Source organism: Stieleria mannarensis (assembly GCF_014154935.1).
Lineage (GTDB): Bacteria > Planctomycetota > Planctomycetia > Pirellulales > Pirellulaceae > Stieleria > Stieleria mannarensis.
This window is the reverse complement of sequence record NZ_JACEHH010000069.1, coordinates 1-21,002: the sequence shown is the minus strand read 5'-3', so window position 1 is coordinate 21,002 and position 21,002 is coordinate 1. Positions and strand designations below refer to the sequence as shown.

At 58.4% G+C, this 21,002-nt stretch carries 18 protein-coding genes and 2 pseudogenes; 4 read left to right on the top strand and 16 right to left on the bottom strand.

Features of this window, described 5'->3' with window-relative positions; genetic code table 11:
• Positions 1-775 precede the first annotated feature (775 nt).
• Complete coding sequence (locus H1B37_RS29640) at positions 776-1,225, top strand: hypothetical protein (RefSeq protein WP_182870906.1); 450 nt, start codon at positions 776-778, stop codon at positions 1,223-1,225.
• Between the two features lie 17 nt (positions 1,226-1,242).
• Here the strand turns inward: H1B37_RS29640 and H1B37_RS29635 are convergent, their stop codons facing one another.
• The 4 genes from H1B37_RS29635 to H1B37_RS29620 form a co-directional block, all read right to left on the bottom strand.
• Positions 1,243-3,915 carry a spermidine synthase gene (locus H1B37_RS29635; protein WP_182870905.1) on the bottom strand — a complete coding sequence of 891 codons (2,673 nt, stop codon included), beginning with the start codon at positions 3,913-3,915 and terminating at the stop codon, positions 1,243-1,245.
• Positions 3,916-4,018: 103 nt separating this feature from the next.
• A complete protein-coding gene (locus tag H1B37_RS29630) occupies positions 4,019-5,479 on the bottom strand; it encodes an SgcJ/EcaC family oxidoreductase (RefSeq protein ID WP_182870904.1) in 1,461 nt (486 codons plus the stop codon).
• Positions 5,479-8,877: an efflux RND transporter permease subunit gene (locus H1B37_RS29625; RefSeq protein WP_182870903.1), complete on the bottom strand. Its 3,399-nt coding sequence runs from the start codon at positions 8,875-8,877 to the stop codon at positions 5,479-5,481. Before H1B37_RS29625 ends, H1B37_RS29630 begins: the two co-directional genes overlap by 1 nt.
• The gene (locus H1B37_RS29620) at positions 8,874-10,643 is read right to left on the bottom strand and encodes an efflux RND transporter periplasmic adaptor subunit (RefSeq protein WP_182870902.1); all 1,770 of its coding nucleotides are present in this window, start codon (positions 10,641-10,643) and stop codon (positions 8,874-8,876) included. Before H1B37_RS29620 ends, H1B37_RS29625 begins: the two co-directional genes overlap by 4 nt.
• 280 nt (positions 10,644-10,923) lie before the next feature.
• Between H1B37_RS29620 and H1B37_RS29615 the strand changes: the two genes are divergently transcribed.
• Complete coding sequence (locus H1B37_RS29615) at positions 10,924-11,520, top strand: TetR/AcrR family transcriptional regulator (RefSeq protein WP_182870901.1); 597 nt, start codon at positions 10,924-10,926, stop codon at positions 11,518-11,520.
• Between the two features lie 10 nt (positions 11,521-11,530).
• Here the strand turns inward: H1B37_RS29615 and H1B37_RS29610 are convergent, their stop codons facing one another.
• Positions 11,531-13,018 carry a sulfatase family protein gene (locus tag H1B37_RS29610; protein ID WP_182870900.1) on the bottom strand — a complete coding sequence of 496 codons (1,488 nt, stop codon included), beginning with the start codon at positions 13,016-13,018 and terminating at the stop codon, positions 11,531-11,533.
• 568 nt (positions 13,019-13,586) lie between these two features.
• Here H1B37_RS29610 and H1B37_RS29605 point away from each other — a divergent pair.
• Together H1B37_RS29605 and H1B37_RS29600 are read left to right on the top strand one after the other, a co-directional pair.
• The gene (locus H1B37_RS29605; RefSeq protein WP_182870899.1) at positions 13,587-14,066 is read left to right on the top strand and encodes a hypothetical protein; all 480 of its coding nucleotides are present in this window, start codon (positions 13,587-13,589) and stop codon (positions 14,064-14,066) included.
• 106 nt (positions 14,067-14,172) lie between these two features.
• Positions 14,173-14,457: a hypothetical protein gene (locus H1B37_RS29600; RefSeq protein ID WP_220498433.1), complete on the top strand. Its 285-nt coding sequence runs from the start codon at positions 14,173-14,175 to the stop codon at positions 14,455-14,457.
• A gap of 79 nt (positions 14,458-14,536) precedes the next feature.
• On the opposite strand, the gene H1B37_RS29595 is transcribed toward H1B37_RS29600, so the two are convergent.
• From H1B37_RS29595 to H1B37_RS29545, 11 genes and pseudogenes are all read right to left on the bottom strand, one after another.
• Positions 14,537-14,899: a methyltransferase family protein gene (locus tag H1B37_RS29595; protein WP_286178349.1), complete on the bottom strand. Its 363-nt coding sequence runs from the start codon at positions 14,897-14,899 to the stop codon at positions 14,537-14,539.
• A gap of 58 nt (positions 14,900-14,957) precedes the next feature.
• The gene (locus H1B37_RS29590) at positions 14,958-15,416 is read right to left on the bottom strand and encodes a DUF1569 domain-containing protein (RefSeq protein ID WP_182870898.1); all 459 of its coding nucleotides are present in this window, start codon (positions 15,414-15,416) and stop codon (positions 14,958-14,960) included.
• Positions 15,417-15,696: 280 nt separating this feature from the next.
• The gene (locus H1B37_RS29585) at positions 15,697-16,185 is read right to left on the bottom strand and encodes a hypothetical protein (protein WP_182870897.1); all 489 of its coding nucleotides are present in this window, start codon (positions 16,183-16,185) and stop codon (positions 15,697-15,699) included.
• A gap of 119 nt (positions 16,186-16,304) precedes the next feature.
• On the bottom strand, positions 16,305-16,826 hold the full coding sequence (locus tag H1B37_RS29580) for an SHD1 domain-containing protein (protein ID WP_182870896.1): 522 nt from the start codon (positions 16,824-16,826) through the stop codon (positions 16,305-16,307).
• A 332-nt stretch (positions 16,827-17,158) separates the two neighbouring features.
• A pseudogene (locus tag H1B37_RS34640) lies at positions 17,159-17,236 on the bottom strand (winged helix-turn-helix transcriptional regulator); the annotation flags it as partial.
• 603 nt (positions 17,237-17,839) lie between these two features.
• Positions 17,840-18,232, bottom strand: coding sequence for a four helix bundle protein (locus H1B37_RS29570; protein WP_182870895.1), 393 nt, complete (start codon positions 18,230-18,232; stop codon positions 17,840-17,842).
• 87 nt (positions 18,233-18,319) lie between these two features.
• Positions 18,320-18,751, bottom strand: a pseudogene (locus H1B37_RS29565) (M28 family peptidase); the annotation flags it as partial.
• A gap of 63 nt (positions 18,752-18,814) precedes the next feature.
• The gene (locus tag H1B37_RS29560; protein WP_182870894.1) at positions 18,815-19,207 is read right to left on the bottom strand and encodes a four helix bundle protein; all 393 of its coding nucleotides are present in this window, start codon (positions 19,205-19,207) and stop codon (positions 18,815-18,817) included.
• Between the two features lie 125 nt (positions 19,208-19,332).
• Positions 19,333-19,902 carry a hypothetical protein gene (locus H1B37_RS29555; protein ID WP_220498432.1) on the bottom strand — a complete coding sequence of 190 codons (570 nt, stop codon included), beginning with the start codon at positions 19,900-19,902 and terminating at the stop codon, positions 19,333-19,335.
• 69 nt (positions 19,903-19,971) lie between these two features.
• Complete coding sequence (locus tag H1B37_RS29550) at positions 19,972-20,553, bottom strand: phosphatase domain-containing protein (protein WP_286178348.1); 582 nt, start codon at positions 20,551-20,553, stop codon at positions 19,972-19,974.
• Between the two features lie 117 nt (positions 20,554-20,670).
• The gene (locus H1B37_RS29545; RefSeq protein ID WP_182870891.1) at positions 20,671-20,949 is read right to left on the bottom strand and encodes a hypothetical protein; all 279 of its coding nucleotides are present in this window, start codon (positions 20,947-20,949) and stop codon (positions 20,671-20,673) included.
• Between the last annotated feature and the right edge of the window lie 53 nt (positions 20,950-21,002).

The window sequence follows — 21,002 nt, the reverse complement described above, 5'->3', positions numbered from 1 at the left end:
GACTCGACCCGGAACAGGCTTTCCTTCGACCGGGCGACCGTCGCAGGGGCAGCTTCATGACTTTCTGGACCTTGGTCGTCCGGCGACGCGACCTGGCGGGATGCCGAGTACCCGTCCGTCCAACCCGGCCGGTGATTTCTTGCAAAACCGTCCTTCAACACTTCCTGCGCCGGGCACTCGGCCCGGAACCCGGCCGGGAGCAGGCGAGCGTCCGACGACACTACCGGCGCGGCCGCTGCCAGGCAGTGGTGATCGTCCTGGTTCGGGAAACCGCCCAGCGGGCGGTGATCGTCCTGGGGCGATCGAGCGGCCCGTCCAATTGCCTGGAGTCGTCGATCCTCCGAGCACTCGCCCGCCGGGACAGCGCCCGCCGGATACTCGCCCGCCGGGACAGCGCCCGCCGGATACTCGCCCGCCGGGACAGCGCCCGCCAGATACGCGTCCGCCGGGGCAACGTCCGCCGGGGACTCGTCCGCCGGGGACTCGTCCGCCGGGGACTCGTCCGCCGGGACAGCGACCGCCGGGGACTCGTCCACCGGGCTGGCGTCCGCCGGGACAGCGTCCTCCTGGTTATCGTCCGCCAGGCTACCGACCTCCCCGCCCAGGGCATCTGCCGGTTTACGGCCCAGGCTATTGGGGGCGATATCCTAGTTGGCGATGGAACTGGGGTCGCTACAACAACAACTGGTGGAAATGGGCCAGCGCCGGTGCCGTGACCGGTTGGTTCGCTGGCAACTGGAGTTCGGCTCCGGTGTACTACAGCTACGGTGACAACTTGTACTATGAAGACAACAACGTCTACTACAACAACGAAGTGATTTGCACGTCCGCCGAGTACGCTCAACAGGCGCAAGAGATTGCCGCAAGCGTTCCGGAGGTTCCACCGGCTGAAGTTGAGTGGCTGCCATTGGGAGTGTTTGCCTTGACGATCGACGGCGGCTCTGCCGAAGATGCAACACTGTTCTTGCAACTTGCCGTTACCAAAGAAGGCATTATTGCAGGCACGTTCCAAAACACCTCGACCGACGAAGCATTCGAGGTCGAAGGAACCGTCGATCAAGAAAGCCAGCGTGCCGCTTGGGCAAAAGTGGGTGCGAGTTGGCCGATCATGGAATCGGGCATTTACAATTTGACAGAGAGTGAAGCCGATGCGTTACTTCATTTTGAGGATGGCGAGACGCAGCAATGGACAATGATCCGTCTCGACCAACCTGAAGATCAATGAGCTCGCGAGTGCTGCGTCTACAGCGAAAGGAGTTCCCAAACGCCGGAATAATTATCGGTCCAAATCAGAACCGTTTCCTCGTCGCGCCAGGGTTCATACGCCGGACTTGATTTCAACCGCTCGGCAAGCTCTGAGGAACCCGTCAGCAGCACCCAGGTCGACGCGAACACGCCTGCGGACGTGTCTTTGTCGTTGCTGATGCGGACGGACTGCCAACCGATCGTGTCGGCCAAACCGCGAACGACCGGCCCCAGATCGAGGAATCGATTCGAAATGTGGATCACCAAGATGCCGTCGTCGGCAAGGTGCGCGCGATAGGTTTCCCCACACTCCGCGGTCAGCAAGTGCACCGGAATCGCGTCGCTGCTAAAGGCATCGATCGCCAAGACATCCAACCGTTGCCCTTGGTCGTCTTGAAGTTCCCGTTCCATGACGATTCTTGCGTCGCCGAGTTGCACTTGCGTGTTGGCCGCGGAATCCCGCAGGTAAGTAAAGAACCGGCCGGACAATTCTTGGACCGCAGGATTGATCTCGTAAAAGCGAAACGTGTCGTTTGCTTCGCCATAGGCGGCGATCGTGCCGGCCCCCAGTCCGACGACACCGACGCGGATGGACCGCTCCGGCATCTTCTGATCGCGGATCGTCTGGATCGCCAGACCGATGCCGCTTTCTTGACCGTAGTAGGTCGTCGGTCGCCTTCTCCAGTCGTCATCGTCGTACTGAACGCCATGCAGGATTTGGCCATGTTCCAGCCGGTACCGGGCCGGAATTACAACCCCGTCGTCTTCCCAGGCAGGGCGGTAGTCGACGCTCAACACACCGTAGAAATTTCGCGATCGGTGGACCTCTCCGCGCGACCTTGTCTCGGCAACCTGCCACAACTCGTATCCCATGATCGCCACCAACGCGGCCACAGGGGCCAGGTAACCGATGCCCAGTATTCCATCGCGTGGTGTTCCCTCGCTCAGTGACGGTTGACGCGTCGATCGCAGACGCCTGAATCCCCACGGAACAGCCAATCCTGCCACACCGACCAACAGCACGGTTGCCGCTTGCGTCGGCGTCAGGATCTGTTGCTGATAGGCCAGTGCGAGCAACAGAACCGCGGACACCAGGATCACCGCACGCGTCAATAAACACTCGATTCGCTGACCAAATCGTTTCAGCATCGACTGTGCAAAAAATGCAATGCTCCACGCAAGAACGGAGGCCAGCACAAGTTGGCTGCCCAAGCTGATTGTCATGACGTCGGGAACCCGCCACCGTCCCCAGGCGATCATCCAAGCGATCGGCACAGCGCCCCAGAAGTACCACGTCCGGGCAGAAATCGGATTTCCAGTTCGCGTGCCGATCACGATCATTCCCAACACAAGCGACAGCCCCAGCCCGCCGAACATCGCGACGCGATCGGCCGCCCTGAGCGACTCGTGATGGTGCGTCCAAACCAAGGCCGCAATCGCTCCGCAGGCTGCCAACGCTCCCCCGACCCATAACCAAAACGCCGCTGACGGCACCACGTCCCAAATTCGCTGGCGACACGCGGCGATCAACGCAAACGAGCAACAGGCGACAAGGCTGATCTGGAACTCCCAATAGCCCGTGAAAAGATTCGTCGCCACAATCGCCACCAAAAAACCGCCCAGCGCACCGCCGGCCGCAATCACCAAATAGAACAACGTCAAGTGGCGTGGATCCGGACGCGCGTGAACGAGTTCACCGTGGCAAGCCATACAGCAGGCAAATTGCACGGCCGAAAAGATCGCCACTTGCTCGGCCAACGCCACGTCGGCGCCCGAAACGATCGCCCAACAGGCGAGTGGCGTGCTGACCATCAGCAACAATCCGAACGCTCGGCGGTCATACCATTTCGGGTGATCGAAACAGATGATGAAAGAGATCAGGTACAAGCTCAAAGGCAGGATCCAAAGGAAGGGCACGGCGGCGACATCGATACACAACTGGTTGGTCGTCGCAAGCAACATGGCCGACCCGGATGCCGACAGGCACAGCCACAACAACACGAGCAACCGGCTAGGCTTGGTAGGCGATGGCTCGGCGGTTGGCGATTCATCCAGTCCACCGACGGGATCGGCCCCACGTCCGATCGCGTCTTGCTTCAGCATCCGGGCGGCGCACCATGCGGCGGAACAAGCGAATACGACGTACAACGACGTCCACGAGATCACTTGCTGGTCCAGCGTGAACCGGGGTTCGATCGCAAACGGATAGCTCAACAATGCCAACAGTGATCCGATGTTTGATAGCGCATACAGGCGATAGGGCGATCGGCCCGGCGACGTCTGGCTGAACCACTTTTGCATCAACGGTCCCGTCGATGCCAGCACAAAGTATGGGCCGCCGACCGTCGCAATCAGTACCAGCAAGATCCGCCCGAGCGGTGATTGGCCGACCTGAGGTTTCCAGGATTCATCCGGAGCGATCGGCAACAGCAAAACGGTTGCCACCAACACCGCCAAATGAACGATCCCCTGGATGCGAATCGACAGCTTGGTCGAAAGCAGATGCGCGTACAGATAACCGGCCAGCAGTACCGATTGAAAAAACAGCAAACAGCTTGTCCAAATCGACGGCCCTCCGCCGAACCAGGGCAGAATGAACCGGCCGATGATCGGTTGCACCTGGAACAACAAGAACGCGCTGGTAAAAATCGTCAGGGCATAGCGGAGCATCGAGTGGATTGATCAACGTTGATGAGAACAGGAAATAGTTCGGTGGATCACCGTAGCGGAAGCCGCCAAGGCGTTCGTTAACCCGCCGAAATCGAATAAATGCCTACTCCGGATTCCGCACCGACGTATGGTCATGCACGATCCGCCAGCCTTCGGATTGTCGGCGAAAGACCAGGGTGAATCGACCGCCGATGGTTTCATCGTCGCGTTTGAGTTCCCAGGTGCCGAGCACTTGGTACGCATCGTCGTCTAATCGTAGAAACTCCAGTTCCGAAAATTCGACGCGGCCCATCGTTGGTTGATCCGGATAGCGTTGCCGATAACGGTCCAGCGTTGCCTGCCAGCCCCGCGTGACATTTCCGCCGGAGACGAACGTCAACCGTTTGTCTTTCCAGTAGACATCCATGAAACGCTCGATGTCACCGGCGTTCCAAGCGTCCGCTTGTCGGCCGATCAATCGGCGGATCTCCATTTGATCCGCATCATCGGCGTCGCCCCTGTCGGCAGCCGCCGCGTCGTCTGATTCTGCCGCGTCGTCTGATTCTGCCGCGTCGTCTGATTCCGGGCGGCCCCCGTTGTCGAGGACAAGTTGCGTTTCGAATCGACCACTGCTATCGGCTGCACCGCAGCTCATCCCCAGTGTATTGTGTTGCATCACGATCTGGCCATCGTGGGAAACGGAAATCAAACCGCCGATACCGGGATTGAGCCGCACCGTCATCACCTCCGTCACGGCCGATTCCAGCGACCGACCGGCGTACAGCATTTGAGCGGCGATGTCATAGGCCACCGCGTTGCGGATATACTCCTCGCCCACGCCGGTTCCCGAGACGGCACAGGACGCGTTGTCCGCAAACGTTCCGGCCCCGACGATCGGTGAATCGCCCACACGTCCAGGCAACTTCTTCGCCGTCCCTCCGGTGCTGGTTCCCGCGGCCAGGTTTCCAGCCGAGTCGAGCGCGACGCAACCGACGGTGCCGAAATGTGGATCCCGGGCCGAATCGGCCGCCGAATCCGATCGTTCGCGCAAACGGCTTAGAAAATACTTCGGATCGACCAATGGCACGTCTTGCGATGCCGCGAACGCATCGGCACCTGGGCCGGCCAACAACACATGTTTGGTTTCGGTCATCACCAGCCGCGCCGTCGAGATCGGATTCTTGATTCGGGTGACACCCGCGATCGCCCCACAGGCTCGGGTTCGGCCGTCCATGATCGACGCGTCCAGCTCGGCGTTGCCTTCTTTTGTCAGCACCGCGCCGCGGCCCGCATTAAAACTGGCATCGTCTTCCATCGATCGGATCACCGCTTCGACGGCATCGAGAGCGGATCCGCCGTCGGCCAACACGTGACGACCGATCTTGAGCGCCGCCTCCAGCCCCTCCCGTCGCGCGGCGCGTTTTTCCTCACTCCACTTCGACGGATCGCCGCCCGCTCCGCCATGAATCGCGATCGCCCAACGCCTTGCGGTTGCGGTTTGGGCAGAAGCAAGACGGGTCGCCGGAGACTCGATGCATGCGTTAACCATCAAGACAACCACGACAAGGCTGATTGTTCGGAACATCAAAGCGACCGTGAACGGGGGCCAGAAGAATCATGGCTGGAGTTTAATCGATCTGCCGCACCGGCGTGTGCAGAAACCACCGCGACCGGTTTGATGCGAAACGTCTCCACAAGAATGGCGTACAGCATGGGGACCACGTACAGCGTCAACCCGGTCGTCAGCAGCAACCCGGCGATCATGCACCATGCCAGTCCGGCCCACAACGGCCCTCCGCTCAAAGCCAACGGAAGCAAACCGCCGACCGTCGTTGCGGTGGTCAAAAAGATCGGCAACATCCGTTGCTTCCCGGCTTGAAGCAAACTTTGATGAAAGCTGTCGCGATCGATCCCCGCGATCGGGCCCGTTCCATCCGAAGCCCGGATCTTCTCGGCGATCAAAAGGTCCGCAAACTCGATGAAGATGATCGCGGTGTTCAAGACAATGCCGAACAACGCCAGGATTCCCAGTTGCGGCATGAATCCCAGTGAATTGTTCGACAGAAACAACCCCAGCCACGCGCCGGCCAACGCCATCGGTAACGTTGCCAGAATGATCAGCGGTTTGGACCATCCGTTGTATTGAACGACCAAGCACATCACGATCAGCAAGAACGAAATCCCGAACGAAACCATCATCTGTCCGCCGGCTTCTTGACTCTCTTCGTACGATCCGCCCGTTTCAATACGGAATCCGACCGGCAACGAGGCTTCCAGCCGTTTGAAATCCGCCAATTGCAACACCCGGTTGACCACATCGTTCCCGGTGACCCCCGGCTCCATCTGCGCCGAAACCTTGATCACGCGATTCATGTCGCGACGCTCGATCCGCGCCGGCTCCCACGAGAATTGGAATCCGGCCAGCGACGACAGCGGGATTTTGCCGTTGTCGCCTTCGACGTACGATTCCTGCAACCCCCGAATCGACCGCCGTTCCTCGGGACGCAACTTGAAGTAAATCGGGACCTGGTGATCCCCCTCGCGAAACGTCGTCAACCGCAACCCGGAGTAATAGGAATTCAGTGTTTTGGCGACTTGCGCGTTCGTGACCCCGGCCAGCGTCGCGCGATCCTTGTCGACGTCCACTTGGATCTGGTACCCCTCGACGCCCCAGGAATCGTGCACGTTCCAGGTTTCCGGTTGCGCATTGACGATTCGTTTCAACCGATTGGCCGCCTGTCGCAGCAGGGCCGGGTCGGCGAACCCGCTGCCGATCACGCGAAACACCAACGGGTCGGCGGGCGGTCCGAGAGCCAACTTGACCGGAACGATCCGCGCCCCGGCAATCGGTTCGATTCCCAACTCCGCATCGCCACGCTCACAGACCGTCCGCAATCGATGGGAAAAGTCCGCGGTGTAGCGACCATCGGTCGTCCGCACCAGGATCTCGGCGAAGTTACGTGCCGGCGGCTCAGGCGTCCAAGCCAGGTGCCATCTGGATCCGCCTCCGCCGACCAGGGTTCGCATCGCACGCAGCTTTTCCTCGTGACCACCGTAAACGGGATCGTCGGACGCCACGGGGCTCAGTTGTTGCAAGATCTGTTCGACCTGCTTTGCCACGGCGTCGGTCTGCGCGATGGTCGCCGATTCCGGCAAGTGGATCTTGACGGCAAATTGATCACGATTGGCGTCGGGAAAGAACTCAGAGCTGACCGGCAGCCTCAGGACCAGACCGAGCACCACGAGCGTTCCCAACAACGTCAACCATTTCCATCGCAAGGCCAACCGACCGGTGCGTTCGTAGATCCGAAACAGCACGCCCTCCTTGCGCGGTGCCGGGTCGCCGATCGCAGCCGGTTGTCGCCGCAGCAAACGTTTGACCGGTCCGGCAAGCTTCGCCGCCGCACGCACCAACGGTGACGCCGGACGATCGTCTTTCCGCGTGCGGATAAATGTTCCCGCCAAGATCACGCACAACGTCATCGCCAGCACCCAGCTCAAGGCGAGTGTGGTGGAGACTGTCACGGGCAGACTGTAGATATACTCCTTGCCGCCACCTTCGAGCGCGATCAGCATCGGCACAAACGCCGCCATCGTCGTCAGCGTGCCGACCAGCATCGGGATCGCCAGCGTGTTGGCGCCTTCAATCGCGGCCGGAAACGGTTTCATCCCCGCCATCTGGTTCGTCCGCGCCTGATCACAGACCTGGACCGCGTTGTCGACCAACAGCCCCAGAGAGATGATCAGGGCGGCCAGGGAGATCTGTTCCAGCTGGACCCCGAACACAGAAATGAATCCGATCGACATCAACACCACGATCGGGATGTTCGCGGCCATCACGAACGAGGTGCGAAAGCCGACGACCAAGAAGACGACGACAACGACGATCAGCACGGCCTCGACCACGTTCAACACCACTTCGCCGATCTTTGCCGAAACGTTTTCCGACTGATCGCTGACCGGTGTCACCGCGATGTCCGGCGGCAGCCGTTTTTCCAGCTCCGTCAATTCGTAAACCCGTCGCTTGGCCGAATCGCAAATGTCGATGATGTTCGCCCCCGACTTCATCGTGATCCCCAGCGTGACCGCCGGCATCGTTCCCTGGGTATCGCCATAGCGACAGATGTATTGCGGGGGATCTTCATACCCGCGCCGGACGCTCAACCCCAGATCCGACAGGTACACACTGTTTCCGCCCTCGTCCGATCGCACCACGCTTGCGATTTGGCTGATTTCATTGACCGCATTGAACTCGCCAGCCGGCTTGACCGAAAAGTGGCCCGCCGCGGTGTCGATGTCACCGCCCGGCTGGATGATGTTTCGCTCCTTCGCCAAATCCTCCAGCTGACGCGTGGTCAGGTTCAGCTGGGACCAGTTGGGCAGGTCCGTTTCGATGAAAATGGCTTCCTCGCGGGCGCCGAACAAGTCGACTTTGGCGATCCCCGGCAGCAACCGCAGCTCGTCTTGAATGTCTTCGGCGAACCGTTCCAGCTGTCGCAGCGTGTAGGCGTCTTGGGGGCGAACGTGATCGCGGCCGTGCGTGGGAACCTGATGGATCGCGAGCACCAAAACCGCGGTGTCGCCGAATTCGTCGTTGACGACCGGCTGGATCGAATCCTCCGGCATCTCCGTCGCCTCGACCCGGGTCCGCACCTTGTCCCAGACCGCTTGGATTTCCGACGGACGGACGCGGTCGTCCAGCTCCACAAAGATCGTCGACTGGCCCGTCAGCGTGGTCGATCGGATGTGATCCACCTCCTCAATGCTGACCAACTCTTGCTCCAGCTTGTCGGTGATCAATTCCTCGACCTTTTCGGCCGGCGCCCCCGCCCAAGTCGTCGAGACCACACAGACACGGATCGTAAACTCAGGATCCTCCCGCCGCGGGATGGTGAAGTAGGTGATCGCGCCCCATGCCATGCACAGCAGGGTCGCTGAAATCACAATCGGACGGTATTTGACCGCAAACGCCGGCAGGTTCATTGCGCAACCTCCATGTCCACCCCGGAGTCTCGAACGGAATCGACCGGCTGGGGCTCTTGTTCGGGGACAACATTTTCCGGCAGCTCACTGGTGATCACCTTGACCGGCTCGCCGTCCATCAGGAAGTGAACGCCCTTGACCACGATGCGAGCGTCTGCGGCAAAATCGTCGCCGGCAAGCGGACGAATCCGAATCAACGAACCGGTGCTCAACGTTTCCGGAAGCTCGGCGATCACTTCGGTTTGTCTGGCACGATCGTTTTCCACCAAGAAGACGTACGTTCGATCCGATTCCTGATAAATCGCCTCGACGGGCACAAAGTAACCTTGCTCGCGGCGGCGGTCGGCCAGGTGCGCGCTGACCAGATCCCCGGGACGCAAGACCCAGTGCGCCCCGCCATCGACCACCACCGACTTTCCGTCCCAATTCGCCCGGTCGTCGTCGGGATATTCGAGTTGCCCCATGATCAACGATTCACGGTCGATTTGATTTCCGTCGCGATCGTTGCTCTGGTCGAACAACACCGGGCGGAAGACCCAATTGCCCAGAAACGGCAACCTCGCATCCAAAACGGTCAGGTAGTGCTTTCGGACCGTCGTGACCTCCTGCAACCGCTCTCCGAAACGAGCGTTGGTCGCGACCCAAACGTAATCGCCACCGTCATCACGTTCGATCGAGTTCTCCTCGACGACGAGAATATTGTCCGGGGCGCCGATGATCTTGTTCAACTTCAACGGCCAAATGTCTTGGGTGCGTGCGAACGTCTCACCGCCCTCCAGGTGCGTCAGCGGCGCCCGGTATTGTTCGTTCATGATCAACAGCGAAACCGAAAACGTTCGCGTCGACGGATCGGCGCTGGAATCGACGTTGTAGACCATCGCGTTGCGTTCGGTCCGGCCGCCGTCGGGTAGCGTGAACGAAACCGGTAGCTGCCGGCGACGCTCAAGGTCGCGAGATTGCTTTGCCGAAACCTCGATGGCCACCTTGATCGGATTGATCATCTGCAACGTCAACACCGGCGACCCGGCCGACACCACGCTCCCCGGAACCACCTGGACCTCGGAAATCTGGCCAGGGTAAGACGCATACAGGACCGTATTCTCCAGATCACGCTCGGCGTCCCGCAGCGTCTGCTGGGCCGACTTGACGCGAGCCTCGGCGGCCTTCAACTCCACCGCCGCTTGGCTCTTGGACGCCTCCAAGCGATCCAACCGCGCCTCTTCGGTGGCCACGCGGTTTTGCGCGTCCTCGAAATCCGCTTGCGATGCCGCATTGGATTTTTGCAGCAACTGCACCCGGTCATATTCCGATCGGGCCAACTTCAAATCCGCCTCCGCCGAACGGATGTCCGCGGGAATCGAATCTCGGATCCTCTGGGCGATGATCTCCGCATCCAACTGAGCCGCTTCCAGGGACGCCCGCGCCGAATCGACCGCCACTTCGTACTGCGTCGGGTCCAGGGCCGCCAGCGGGGTTCCGTCTTGAATCACCGTTCCGTCGGCGTCCATCGTCCGGCCGTCGATGTTCTTGCCCGGCTCGAGCACCCATTGCACCCGCCCGCCGACCTCAAACCCCATCTGTTCGATCTTCCACGACGTCGCCGATCCGGAAACGGTCAGCGAATCTTCCGGGACGATCTTCCTAAGATCCATCACCGTGACGGGTCGCGCCGCCTTGGGTGGAAGCTCACTCTGCCGCTTCAAACAACCCGCCAACAACAGGACGGATGTCGCGATCAAGACGGTCGTAGGTTTGCATGGAAACATAACGCGTGATCCGTTGGGCCGCCCGGGTGGCCGAAACCCACCTGGACAGCGGTGATGCGGCGGACACGACCAACGCATGCCCGACTTCCCAATTACACCCGCGAGTTTACTTTTCGGCGTTGAGGAAGTAAACCCGTGAGTGTAAATTACCAAACGCGGGTCAAAGGCCGCTCTCGTGCAGTCGCGCGGAACCGGCTCTCCCAACCAATACAAGCCCGCAGCGCCAGCAAGTGCGTCTCGACGCAAGTCGCTTCACGAAACGGCATTCCCCCACCCCCCCATGAAACACACCGATCGAAAACGAGCCGACATCCTTGCCGCGGCGGTCACCGAGTTCCGAACCTACGGATACGACAACACCACGATGGACCAAATCGCCGATGCCGCCGGGGCGTCCAAGCGAACAGTCTACAACCACTTTGGCAGCAAAGAGGGGATGTTCGAAGCGATCGTCCGCGAGATGATGGACCGCTCCGACGTGCTGACGGGGGGCGAGTACGACGCGGAACAACCGCTGCCGCGGCAACTGAAACGTATCGCCAACGAGATCGTCGACACGTTGAAAGATGAAAGTTATCGCGACCTCGCCCGCGTCGTCCTGTCGCGACTGTTGATGGTGCCCGAATACAGCGCGCTGATCTCCGAGCAAACGCAGCACATCAACACCATGCTGTCGCGCTGGATGCGGGCCGCCCACCGCGACGGGCGACTGCGAGTCCCGCGCCCAGAACTCGCCGCCGACCAGTTCGTGGGCATGCTGATGGCCTACGCGTTTTGGCCCGCGCTGTTCAATGTCGAAAAAGGATCCACCACGATCAAGCAGTCCATCTTTGTCAACCAAACCGTGACCATGTTCCTCAAGGGCTACGAGTGTTGACGTGATCGAGCTACTGCTTCAGTAGCCTCTCGATTTGGGTTTTCAATTTCGCATTCAGAAACCCCGTCTCTTGCGATTGCGCGTAATCACGCAGCCGAGTTGCCAGATGACGCACGATGTCGCGGTTTTGATCCAGACCGATGGAATTTTTCAACTCGTCGGGATCGCTTTCCAGGTCGAACAGCCAGGGGCGTTCGGACATCGACAGGACCAGTTTGTAGCGGTCGGTGATCACCGCGAACCAAGACGGGCTGGATCCGGAGGATTGAATGATCGCAACGTCGTCCCACGTGACGCCCTGCTGCGCGGTCAGCAACGACGACGCATCACGCCCAGTCATCGGGTGCGAGGTGTCTTTACCGAGCAATGACAACAGTGTCGGTGCAAAGTCGACGGTGCCGAGTGCCTGGTCGACGCGCGTTCCCGCCGGAATCAACCCGGGCGCCGCGATGATCATCGGAATCTTCGCGCTGCCTTCATACGGGTTGCCCTTGTTCAGCCGGCCGTGTTCGAAACACAGGTCCCCGTGGTCCGACGTGAACACGACGATCGTCTTGTCGGTCAAATCCAACTCGGCCAGCGTGTCCAAGATCTCTGCAACGTTGTCGTCGATACAGCGGACCATCCCGAAGTACAGCGTCATCAACGCCGGATTGAACTTCGCCGCCGAATTCTTGCCCCCAACCGCAGCCCACGCCGGATTGTCTTTCGACATCGAAAACGACATCGGCGGTCGAATCGCCATGTCGGCGTACATCGTGTCGTAGGGAGGGCGAACGGTGTTCGGCCCGTGCGGGTCGGGCAGGCTGAGGTGATAGCAGAACGGCCGGTCGGCATGCTCGCGGATAAAATCCATCGCCCGATCGGCCAACCAATCGGTGGCAAAGGTCTGCTCGTCGGCATCACCGACGCCGTAACTGGGGGCGCCCTTCTTGTCGCGCGACCCGACGCGAGGGCCGGAGTCGGTGAGTTGGAAATTCTTCCAGTGCCCTCGATTGAACATGAACCGGTTGTCGGCGAATCCGAACTGTCGCTGCGGAGCCCACTGCGGTTTGCCCGGTCCGTCCAAGTGCCATTTGCCGGCGTATCCGGTCGCGTACCCGTCGCGGCGAAGCACTTCGGCAAACGTGACGATGTCGCTGCGGAGAGGCTGGTTGTTGGTGTGGGCACCGGTTTGGTGGGGATAAAGCCCGGTGAAGAACGCCGCGCGCGAAGGCGTGCACACGGGGCTGGTCGCGTAAAACGACGTGCAGATCGCGCCGCGCTGTGCGATCGAATCGATCGCCGGTGTCTCGACCACCGCATCTTTCCCCCAGACCAGCGCTTGCTCCTCCGGCAGAGTCTGGCGATAGCAGCCCAGGGTCCGAAAGTTGTGCTCGTCGGTTTGAATGATCAGCACGTTTCGTCGCTCGTCGGCGCCGGCCAATGGCTTTACCAGCGGCCCAGCCAACAGGCACGCCAAAATAGAAAGCAGCAGGATCCGAAGTCGATCAGTCATGACAAGACGTTCCGTTGATTAAAGGTTCCAGACGCCGAAATGGTCCCTCATTAGAACGCATTTTCACCTCCCCGGCCGCTCCGCCTCATCGGCGCGGTCAGCCACCGGAGATGGATTCCAAGCCATCCCCAAGGCCCAGCGGGCCGACACAGTATTCGGGCTTCGATCGCTCCCGGTTCGCCAAGAGGACCATTGTGCCGGCCCTTCAGGCCTTAGTGGCTCATTGCACTCGCTACCGAGGGCTGACACCACCGGCAAGCACTGTGCCAGCCCTCCGGGCTTCAGCACGACGGTCCATCAGAAAGAGTGGTGAAAGGGAAGTGAAATTTCCCTTGGCGGTTCCGATCGAGTAGAATGGTCGCCAGCGGCGATCGCGAAAAATGTCGCTGTGGCCGGACACGCGAACCAGGTGGTGCACCGCAGTCGGCGAGTCGAGTTTGTGTTGAATTCAGGTCGATCGCGCGACGCGTTGACCACCGACGTTCCGCCGCGAAGTGCGCATCGTGCTCGTGCTCGTGCTCGTGCTCGTGCTCGTGCTCGTGCTCGTAATCGATTTGGAGGGGCACTGATGATCGATCCTGCTTTCGACCATGATCGACTCGACATTTACGGACACGTTGCGGGGTCCAGAATGAGATGTCTTGGCTTCGCCCTTCTGCTGCTTCTCCATGCGCTCACGGCCTTTGCTGCCGAGCGGCCCGTTCAGGACCCAACGTCGGGGTCGATCGCGCGGCGACATTCTAATCAGGTGTTCGTCAAAGTGATCATGCCGGTCACCGCGCACACTCCGAAGCAGGAAGGTCCTGTCATCGAAGGGTGGGTAGCTGAGCAACTCAAACAACTGGGCCAGGCCGAGTATTTCGCCGTCACAAATTGGGTGCCTGTTTGTGACGGGCTGTTGGCGGACGATATCGTGAACAATCGCGTATGGGGCGGCAGTCTTGGCAACGCCTCCTGCCGCCGCTCAGCTCAAGTTCGCTTGGGACTGAGAAGCTGGCACTCTTCGCCAGGATCCGCTCTAATCTCGTCCAGTGACCGGCCCACCTGAGGGCCGGCAAAGTTCGGGCGTACGATCTATCGACTTGCGAGGAATGCTGCAAGTAGTTTGAAAGAGCGAGGTATTCGTGCGAGAGATTGATCAGAAGGCGGCGATTATGATCGTCATCGAGCATTTCGGCGACATTCAGCCGGGGACGAAGTGCTCTGCGGTCCTGTTCGACCGCGAAAGAATCCGTCGGGAACAGGAATTTCACGCCCAGCTCTACAGCGAAACCGGCGTCAATGATCCGGAGATCCGTCGCGCCATGGTGGCGGCCAATGTGCCCGATGATCCCTATTGGTTAGTCTCGCTGAAAACCGCTGACGGAACGACCGGCGAGAAAACGCGCCTGCACCGCGTCGATGCCCGAACCGGCAAGGTGCTGCCCGAGCCGACGTAGCCGCAAGAAGTCTTGTAGTGGACGATGGTATCAGCTTCGTTCCCGCGCTGCGGGGGCAGGCAATCGATCGGGATGTCATTTACTGGCACTTCCCTCGTTGGTTTTGGCAGCAGGCGATTCTGGACCTTCGAGTTCTTGAGGCACCGCCCACCTGATTGATGGAACCCAAACTCGAACGCGATTCCGGTAATCGCTGGTACCGTGTTCCGAATCGATCCAGCAAGTCCTGCTCTTCTGCGGGGCGAACGAATACATGCCATGCAAAGATCCCCGTCAATGAATAAACAATGACCGGTACACTACCGAGCAGCCAACCCACGGCAATGCCCTGGAGGATGCCCGCCAGGGCCAACGGATTTCGGACAAAGCGGTAAGGTCCGGCGACCACCAACCGCGGTGCGGTCGCTGTCGGCAGCGGTGTTCCGCCGCCCTGCGTTACCATCGACAGCCTTTTGGACTCGCAGCTTGCAGAGTTTTCTTCGACAGCCAAACAAGCCGTTTCACTTCGGGGGGCGGAGATGCCGGAGATGGTGAGCGGCATGGGCAGCGTAAATCTCCAGAATCTTCTCGCGGGGCAAGCTGCCGAATCCAGGATGAGCAGCAAAGTCGCCGGAGTGATCAAGAAGACGCCCAACACTGGCGGCATATGCTTCCACTTCGCTCGCATCATCTAAGCCGTCCGGTGGCTGGAAAATCGAAGAGGCTCGAATTCCACGAGGTGCATTTCCGCTCAGCAACTTCGGCAACAACAACCATCGCATCAGTGGCCGCAGTGGAGCAAAGACCGACATCCAAGCTGGATAGCCACCGATCGCGAAATCTTGCACCAAGACGAGGTGCCGACAGATCTGCCCAAGCGACCAGTTTCCGTGCCGAACGTAGCCGCTCGCCAGCAATTGCCGAGCGTCATCGACTGCCGCCTCGAGATTGTTGAACTGCAATTGACGGAGGTCACTCATCTGTCTTCTGTATCTCGGTAGAAATTGAACTTCTCGAAGCGCATTATGGGTGAACCGCCTCCAGATTGCCTCCAGCGATGAATACCGATGCAATTGGTGACGACAATGTACCATTCCCGCTCCGGGTTTGTCCCCGCCGGTGCTGGCAGGGTGCAAGTTCCCAACCTCGGTCCTGAACAATTTGCCACGAAATTCCTGGAAGAACCAAAAATCGTGGGTCGAGTAATGGGCGATACAGTATCACCCAAAATTGGAATCCTGGCGGCAGCAACCGAAGGCTTCAATCCGCCGTGCCAATCGTCAGGTCGGCAATGGTCGTTTCGCCCGCCTCCGACCATGCGCTGCGAACCGATTTGATTGTCGCCGGTAGTTTCAGTCGGGACAACATTTCCGGTTTGAAAGCGGTGGCATCTTTAAGAAGGGAATCGATGGTCTCGCCAAACCTTGGCTTCAGGATCATCGATTTAGGTCGGGTTTCCAGCCCAGTCGCATGAACCGTGCCACATTTGTTTTCCACGCTGATATGAATCCGAATAAACGGCACACTGACGTCGTCGGAGTCAGAAAAAAGCCCTTTCAAGCCAATCGATTGCAAGGACATTTTTTCACTCATTTCATTGCATTTCACCCGCAACAGCGTTGGCGCGTCCTCTGCGAGCTTCCATCGATTTTCGCTGACCTTTTTGTTCACCCAAGCTTGAAGCGACGTTTTGTGACGATCGATTGCATCCCCTTGATAGACAACTCGAATCGTGTCGCCGGGCTTCATCTCCGCTTCTGCTTCGAGCGTGCCGCCGGCTTTCGTGTCTGCCCAGACCGAGTTCGGATTGAATGCAAGGAATCGGTCATTTTCTGGGTCAAAGGCAAGCAGCCTGCGTCCATCGGCAATCAGGTTTGGGGAATTGGCAGGACTGCGTGACCTGAATGCCCAAACTTTTTGTTGGCCTGAGAGATCTCGAGAATCTCTCGACGTTCCGTCGAATCAACGCTTGAGGGTGGGGTCCACACGTTCTTTGAGTTAACAAATCGCCTGCTACGGATCCAGTTGCGATTCAGAGGAGACGGCGTGGGGATTGGCAAGGGGATTTCAAGAATCGATTCTTCAGGCATCAATGGTCGGCTTTCCACGGGTGGAGTCGCCAAGCCTTCCAGATAACGCTGGTCCTGAGTGCTTAGTCGATTTCGTGGGACGGAAACCTTCGTGCCATCAGGCTTAAGAAGCTGAACATGCGTCGGCGAGAGCTGGACGACGCGAGCGTGAATTCGGAACCGCCCCGATGCATCGGTGAATTCTCGCTCGTTGGACTGCTGCGCGATGGCCGCCTGACCCAAAACGGCAACGAGAAGGAGAAAAAAGGGGATCCTCGTTCGTCGCATTTCCAATTCCTTGATGATCGGCAGTCTTTCCATCGGTATCTAAAATTCCTAAGGAACGTCGGAAGAATAAGTGGATGGGCTTCCAGCCTGTCATGGCGAAAACGACAGGCTGGAAGCCTATCCCACAATCAATCCCCGCCACGTATTCTTCCGACGGTCCTAAGCACATTGGGGGTAAAGGAATCGACAAGGAATGGCGGTTGTGGCTGGGGGCATCGCGACGACTATTTTAGACCGTTCGCCAGCCGCGATAGTTCCAATCGAGTGTTTTACACGGATGAAAAAGACCCGAATACCTTGGGCAAGGTCCGTCTCCTCATTTCAAAGCCGCACCAGGCCAAACCGACCTGCTCGGACGAATTGAGGCTGGCTTCCAGTTCACGCAGTTGCTTTGTCAGCACCCTTTGCGTGACACAACCGATCTTGCGTTTGAGTTCGCTGAACGTAACCGTACACCACAGCCGTTGCAGGCGCGGGGGCTAAGCTGGCAGGTTTGGTTTCGTTTCACCAAGCGGAGAAAACCATGCCACGATCGGAAACCATCAAACTTTGGAATGAACGGCTGCTCGATTCATGCCCCTTCGCCTGGCAACCGAGTCCACCAATCAGGTCGAGCCGAAAACGCAGCAGCGCGCCACCTCGGCGCAAGCTTCACGTCTTCAAACTCGCACCATCATCAATTCCGAAATCAATCTTTGGTTGCCCCGTATCATCCAGAGAGACACTGGGACGCAGTCGGCTAAACAACAGTTTGCCAATTTCCAGCAACCGTTTTGGCGTCGATTCCGCAGCCGAAGAAACCGCCTTCGCCGTGGTCTCCAAAAACGCAGCCGATCCGTCAGGCGTCCAGAGATCAACATAGACCGTAATGAACTGTCTTTTGGGAAGCTTAAGCTTAGCCCAGCAGTTTGCGCATGGCGGATGCGACGCCGAGGGTGACTTCGGTCATCCTGGGATAGTCGAGCGTGTCTGGTGTGTCGGTGGCTTGGTGGTAGGAGGGATTGCAAATTGCAAAATGAACATTGCAAATTGGTTATTGCGACTGCTCATTTAGGGATTGGTTTGGCACATTTCGCTTTTGCTTGTTCTTCGTTTTTGCGAGCGGTAACCAGCGACTGACCCAAGATTCTGCAGAGTTCGTCGGTTTCGTTCGCGAGTTCGCACATTCTTGCTTCTGGTAGCAATTCGGAACGCATGATGAGCTTGATCCAGCAGCGAGTTTCTCGCAGCTCTTTGAGTGCAATCCGCACCTTGTGTATGAAATCGCGGCGGCTTTCCGCGGCACATGCCTCTTCGTAGTTCGGTGCGGGAGCCGTTCCACTGCGGACCAATTGCCCGGCAATATGCTGACCCAACCGAGTGTCCGGCAACGCATCAACCACTTTTCCAACCCGCACCGCCAAATCAAGCAAACGCTCCGACAAATCATCCGGCTTCATCGTTCACCCCTCAGTTTGAAAGCCAATCGCAACGACCTAAACAATTTAACATTTTGCAATGTCCATTTTGCAATTTGCAATCCATCGGTGCTGGCTGCCCATCGAATCCATGTTGAAATACGGCGGCTCTTCGCAAGCGAATGCGACGAATCAGGCGGTTCGTCTTCCACTGTGCTCGCGCAGCAAACGGCTGGTTTCGATCAATACTGCGACGGCGGATGCGTTGTCATCGGCACCAGGTGTGCTGAACACGGTGTCGTAGTGGGCACCGAGCAAAACGATCTCATCGGCTCGTTTGGTACCGGGACGCTCGACGATCAGGTTGGTCACCTCGTCGCCCATGGCGTCGTAGCATTCCCGCGAATGATCGTATCCCATCTCGGACCATTGACCTTCGATGTAGCCGATCGTGGCCTGAATCGTTTTCGGCTTGCTCAAGGTGCGCGGACCGATCAGTCCCGCAAGCCGATCGACATGCAGCCTTAGATTCTTTTCGATGGATTGTCGGTCGATGGACATTGGAGAAGAGAGGGGAGATTGCAAATTGCAAAATGAACATTGCAAATTGGTTATTGCGATTGCTCATTTAGGAGAAGACTTGGCACGTTTCGCTTTTGATCGATCTTCGTTTTTCCGAGCGGTAACCAGCGACTGCCCCAGGATTTTGCAGAGCTCGTCTGCTTCGTTTGCGAGTTCGCTCATTCTTGCTTCTGAAAGCAGTTCGGACCGCATGATGAGTTTGATCCAGCAGCGTGTTTCTCGGAGCTCTTTGAGTGCGATCCGAACTTTGTGGATAAAGTCCCGGCGACTTTCCGCAGCACATGCTTTTTCATAGTTTGGTGCGGGAGCCGTTCCGCTACGAACCAATTGTCCCGCGATATGCTTGCCCAACCGAGTGTCCGGCAACGCATCAACCACTTTTCCAACTCGCACCGCCAAACCAAGCAATCGCTCTGACAAATCATCCGGCTTCATGGTTCGCCCCTCAATTTGAAATCCAATCGCAATGTCCTGAACAAGTTGACTTTTTCAATGCTCATTTTGCAATTTGCAATCAACCGACCATACCGCGTCTGAAGCAGATCTGGTACCAGTCCCGCTCACTCATCCTCCTCTAATTCGGGAGAGTCGAGTGCGTCACCGATTTGGGTCATAAAGTAATCCATCTGCTCCGCATTCTGAGACGCTTGCTCACGCCACTGTTGTTCGGTCAGCTCGAAACTCCGCCGACCAATGCGTTCTACCGCTAAGCAGGTGCTTTGGACGACGGCGCGACCGTTGGTGTTACTGAACCATTCCAGGTAAAGGCACTTCCGCCACGAAAACGGAGGTCGCTTCCCTTCCATCAGTCGCCGGGCCACTTCGTTGACGGGCAATTCAAAGTGCTTCACCATTTGATCCGCGGTAATGTCGCCCACGTGTCCGGACTGATCCAGATCAATGTGCGCATAAGTTCTCGGCGGTTCATCTTCATTGTCGTCTGGCGGACGCTCCGGTTCAACGCGATGAATCCGCAATCGCCAACCCGCCAGGTCTGGATGACAGTTACCAAGCCATTTGAATCGCAGCGGTTGATCAAAGCCCTCCAGCTGTAGCCAGCCTATCGTCCATCCAAACGTCGTATTATCCAATTCGCCAGCCAAGACCAGGTGTGATGGTCGCCAAGCCATATCAGTGCCCGATGCCGCATTTCGAATTCACAACCAACTGATTCCAACAGAATCCAAGTCACTGGCAATTTACACTTTGCAATGTTCATTTTGCAATTTGCAATCCACCTCTTCCAATAGCGATCGTTGCATTCGGTTGAGTTCCACCCCTGGTCGAACGGACTGAATCATTGCGATTGCCTCCTTGGCCGTTTGTGCTTTTCCAGACACAAGCAAGACGGCCGCAGCGACTAGTCCCGTTCGTCCGTGCCCCTGGGCGCAATGAATCAGCACTGGGCTCGGCAACTCGATGATTTCGACCGCGAGCGAGCGCAGTTGCTCCGGTGATGCACCCGATCCGTCGAGCATCGGAAAACTGAGATACGACACGCCCGGCCATTTTGTGATTGGCTCAGTGAACTCGCAGGTCAGATCGACCACCGATGCGACCTCGCTGGGAAGTTCCTTGGCAAGTAGCCGCCGCGAAAGAACAAGGTCGTCCGTCAACGCGTCGGCTTTCGATTCTCGCGAAACGAGTCGCACTGCGTGCCAGACAATCGCGACGTAAACCAGGTATGGCAGCAATAGAACGAGTGCCAATGCCGAACGCGAGCCATCCCGTTGCTTCCCAAAGATCTCCGGTTTGGAAAGCAGGTAACTTGCTCCAACCATGCCGAACGAAAACGCAGGGTACAACAGGAGCCATGAACAGGAACCCATGCGTACTGCAACGCCTGCGATCGCAACTGCCAAGAACGAGAAAAGCAGGCCGTACTTCACGCGGCTTCCTTAGGCTTGATTTACCGTGCCGTGGATGGCTTCTTGAAGTTCCGCACGGTGTTCCTCGGATCTAACGACGATGGTGAGCGTGATTGCGTCGAACCGTGACTCGTTCAATAGCGGTGAGACGGCTCGCCCGAAATCCGGGATCGTCAAAGGACCATATCCGGTAGCCAAGGTTGGTGACGCGACGGTCTGTGCACCTCGTTCGATGACCATTCCCAATGCGGTACGCAGCGTTTGCCCAACAAGATCGATCGACGAGTCATAAAAAGGATCGATCTTCACTTAAGGCGAAACGCTTCTTGTCGTTCGTCGCAACCACTTCGTGCAATAGCTGG

Bases quoted from the DNA above. Each gene is read 5' to 3' on its own strand.
- H1B37_RS29635 (WP_182870905.1), bottom strand. From the start codon at position 3,915: ATGCTCCGCTATGCCCTGACGATTTTTACCAGCGCGTTCTTGTTGTTC.
- H1B37_RS29570 (WP_182870895.1), bottom strand. From the start codon at position 18,232: ATGAAGCCGGATGATTTGTCGGAGCGTTTGCTTGATTTGGCGGTGCGG.
- H1B37_RS29595 (WP_286178349.1), bottom strand. From the start codon at position 14,899: ATGGTAACGCAGGGCGGCGGAACACCGCTGCCGACAGCGACCGCACCG.
- H1B37_RS29560 (WP_182870894.1), bottom strand. From the start codon at position 19,207: ATGAAGCCGGATGATTTGTCAGAGCGATTGCTTGGTTTGGCGGTGCGA.
- H1B37_RS29585 (WP_182870897.1), bottom strand. From the start codon at position 16,185: ATGAAGCCCGGCGACACGATTCGAGTTGTCTATCAAGGGGATGCAATC.
- H1B37_RS29620 (WP_182870902.1), bottom strand. From the start codon at position 10,643: ATGTTTCCATGCAAACCTACGACCGTCTTGATCGCGACATCCGTCCTG.
- H1B37_RS29610 (WP_182870900.1), bottom strand. From the start codon at position 13,018: ATGACTGATCGACTTCGGATCCTGCTGCTTTCTATTTTGGCGTGCCTG.
- H1B37_RS29590 (WP_182870898.1), bottom strand. From the start codon at position 15,416: ATGAGTGACCTCCGTCAATTGCAGTTCAACAATCTCGAGGCGGCAGTC.
- H1B37_RS29615 (WP_182870901.1), top strand. From the start codon at position 10,924: ATGAAACACACCGATCGAAAACGAGCCGACATCCTTGCCGCGGCGGTC.
- H1B37_RS29555 (WP_220498432.1), bottom strand. From the start codon at position 19,902: ATGGCTTGGCGACCATCACACCTGGTCTTGGCTGGCGAATTGGATAAT.
- H1B37_RS29630 (WP_182870904.1), bottom strand. From the start codon at position 5,479: ATGTTCCGAACAATCAGCCTTGTCGTGGTTGTCTTGATGGTTAACGCA.
- H1B37_RS29605 (WP_182870899.1), top strand. From the start codon at position 13,587: ATGATCGATCCTGCTTTCGACCATGATCGACTCGACATTTACGGACAC.
- H1B37_RS29550 (WP_286178348.1), bottom strand. From the start codon at position 20,553: ATGGTTGGAGCAAGTTACCTGCTTTCCAAACCGGAGATCTTTGGGAAG.
- H1B37_RS29600 (WP_220498433.1), top strand. From the start codon at position 14,173: ATGATCGTCATCGAGCATTTCGGCGACATTCAGCCGGGGACGAAGTGC.
- H1B37_RS29625 (WP_182870903.1), bottom strand. From the start codon at position 8,877: ATGAACCTGCCGGCGTTTGCGGTCAAATACCGTCCGATTGTGATTTCA.
- H1B37_RS29580 (WP_182870896.1), bottom strand. From the start codon at position 16,826: ATGGAAAGACTGCCGATCATCAAGGAATTGGAAATGCGACGAACGAGG.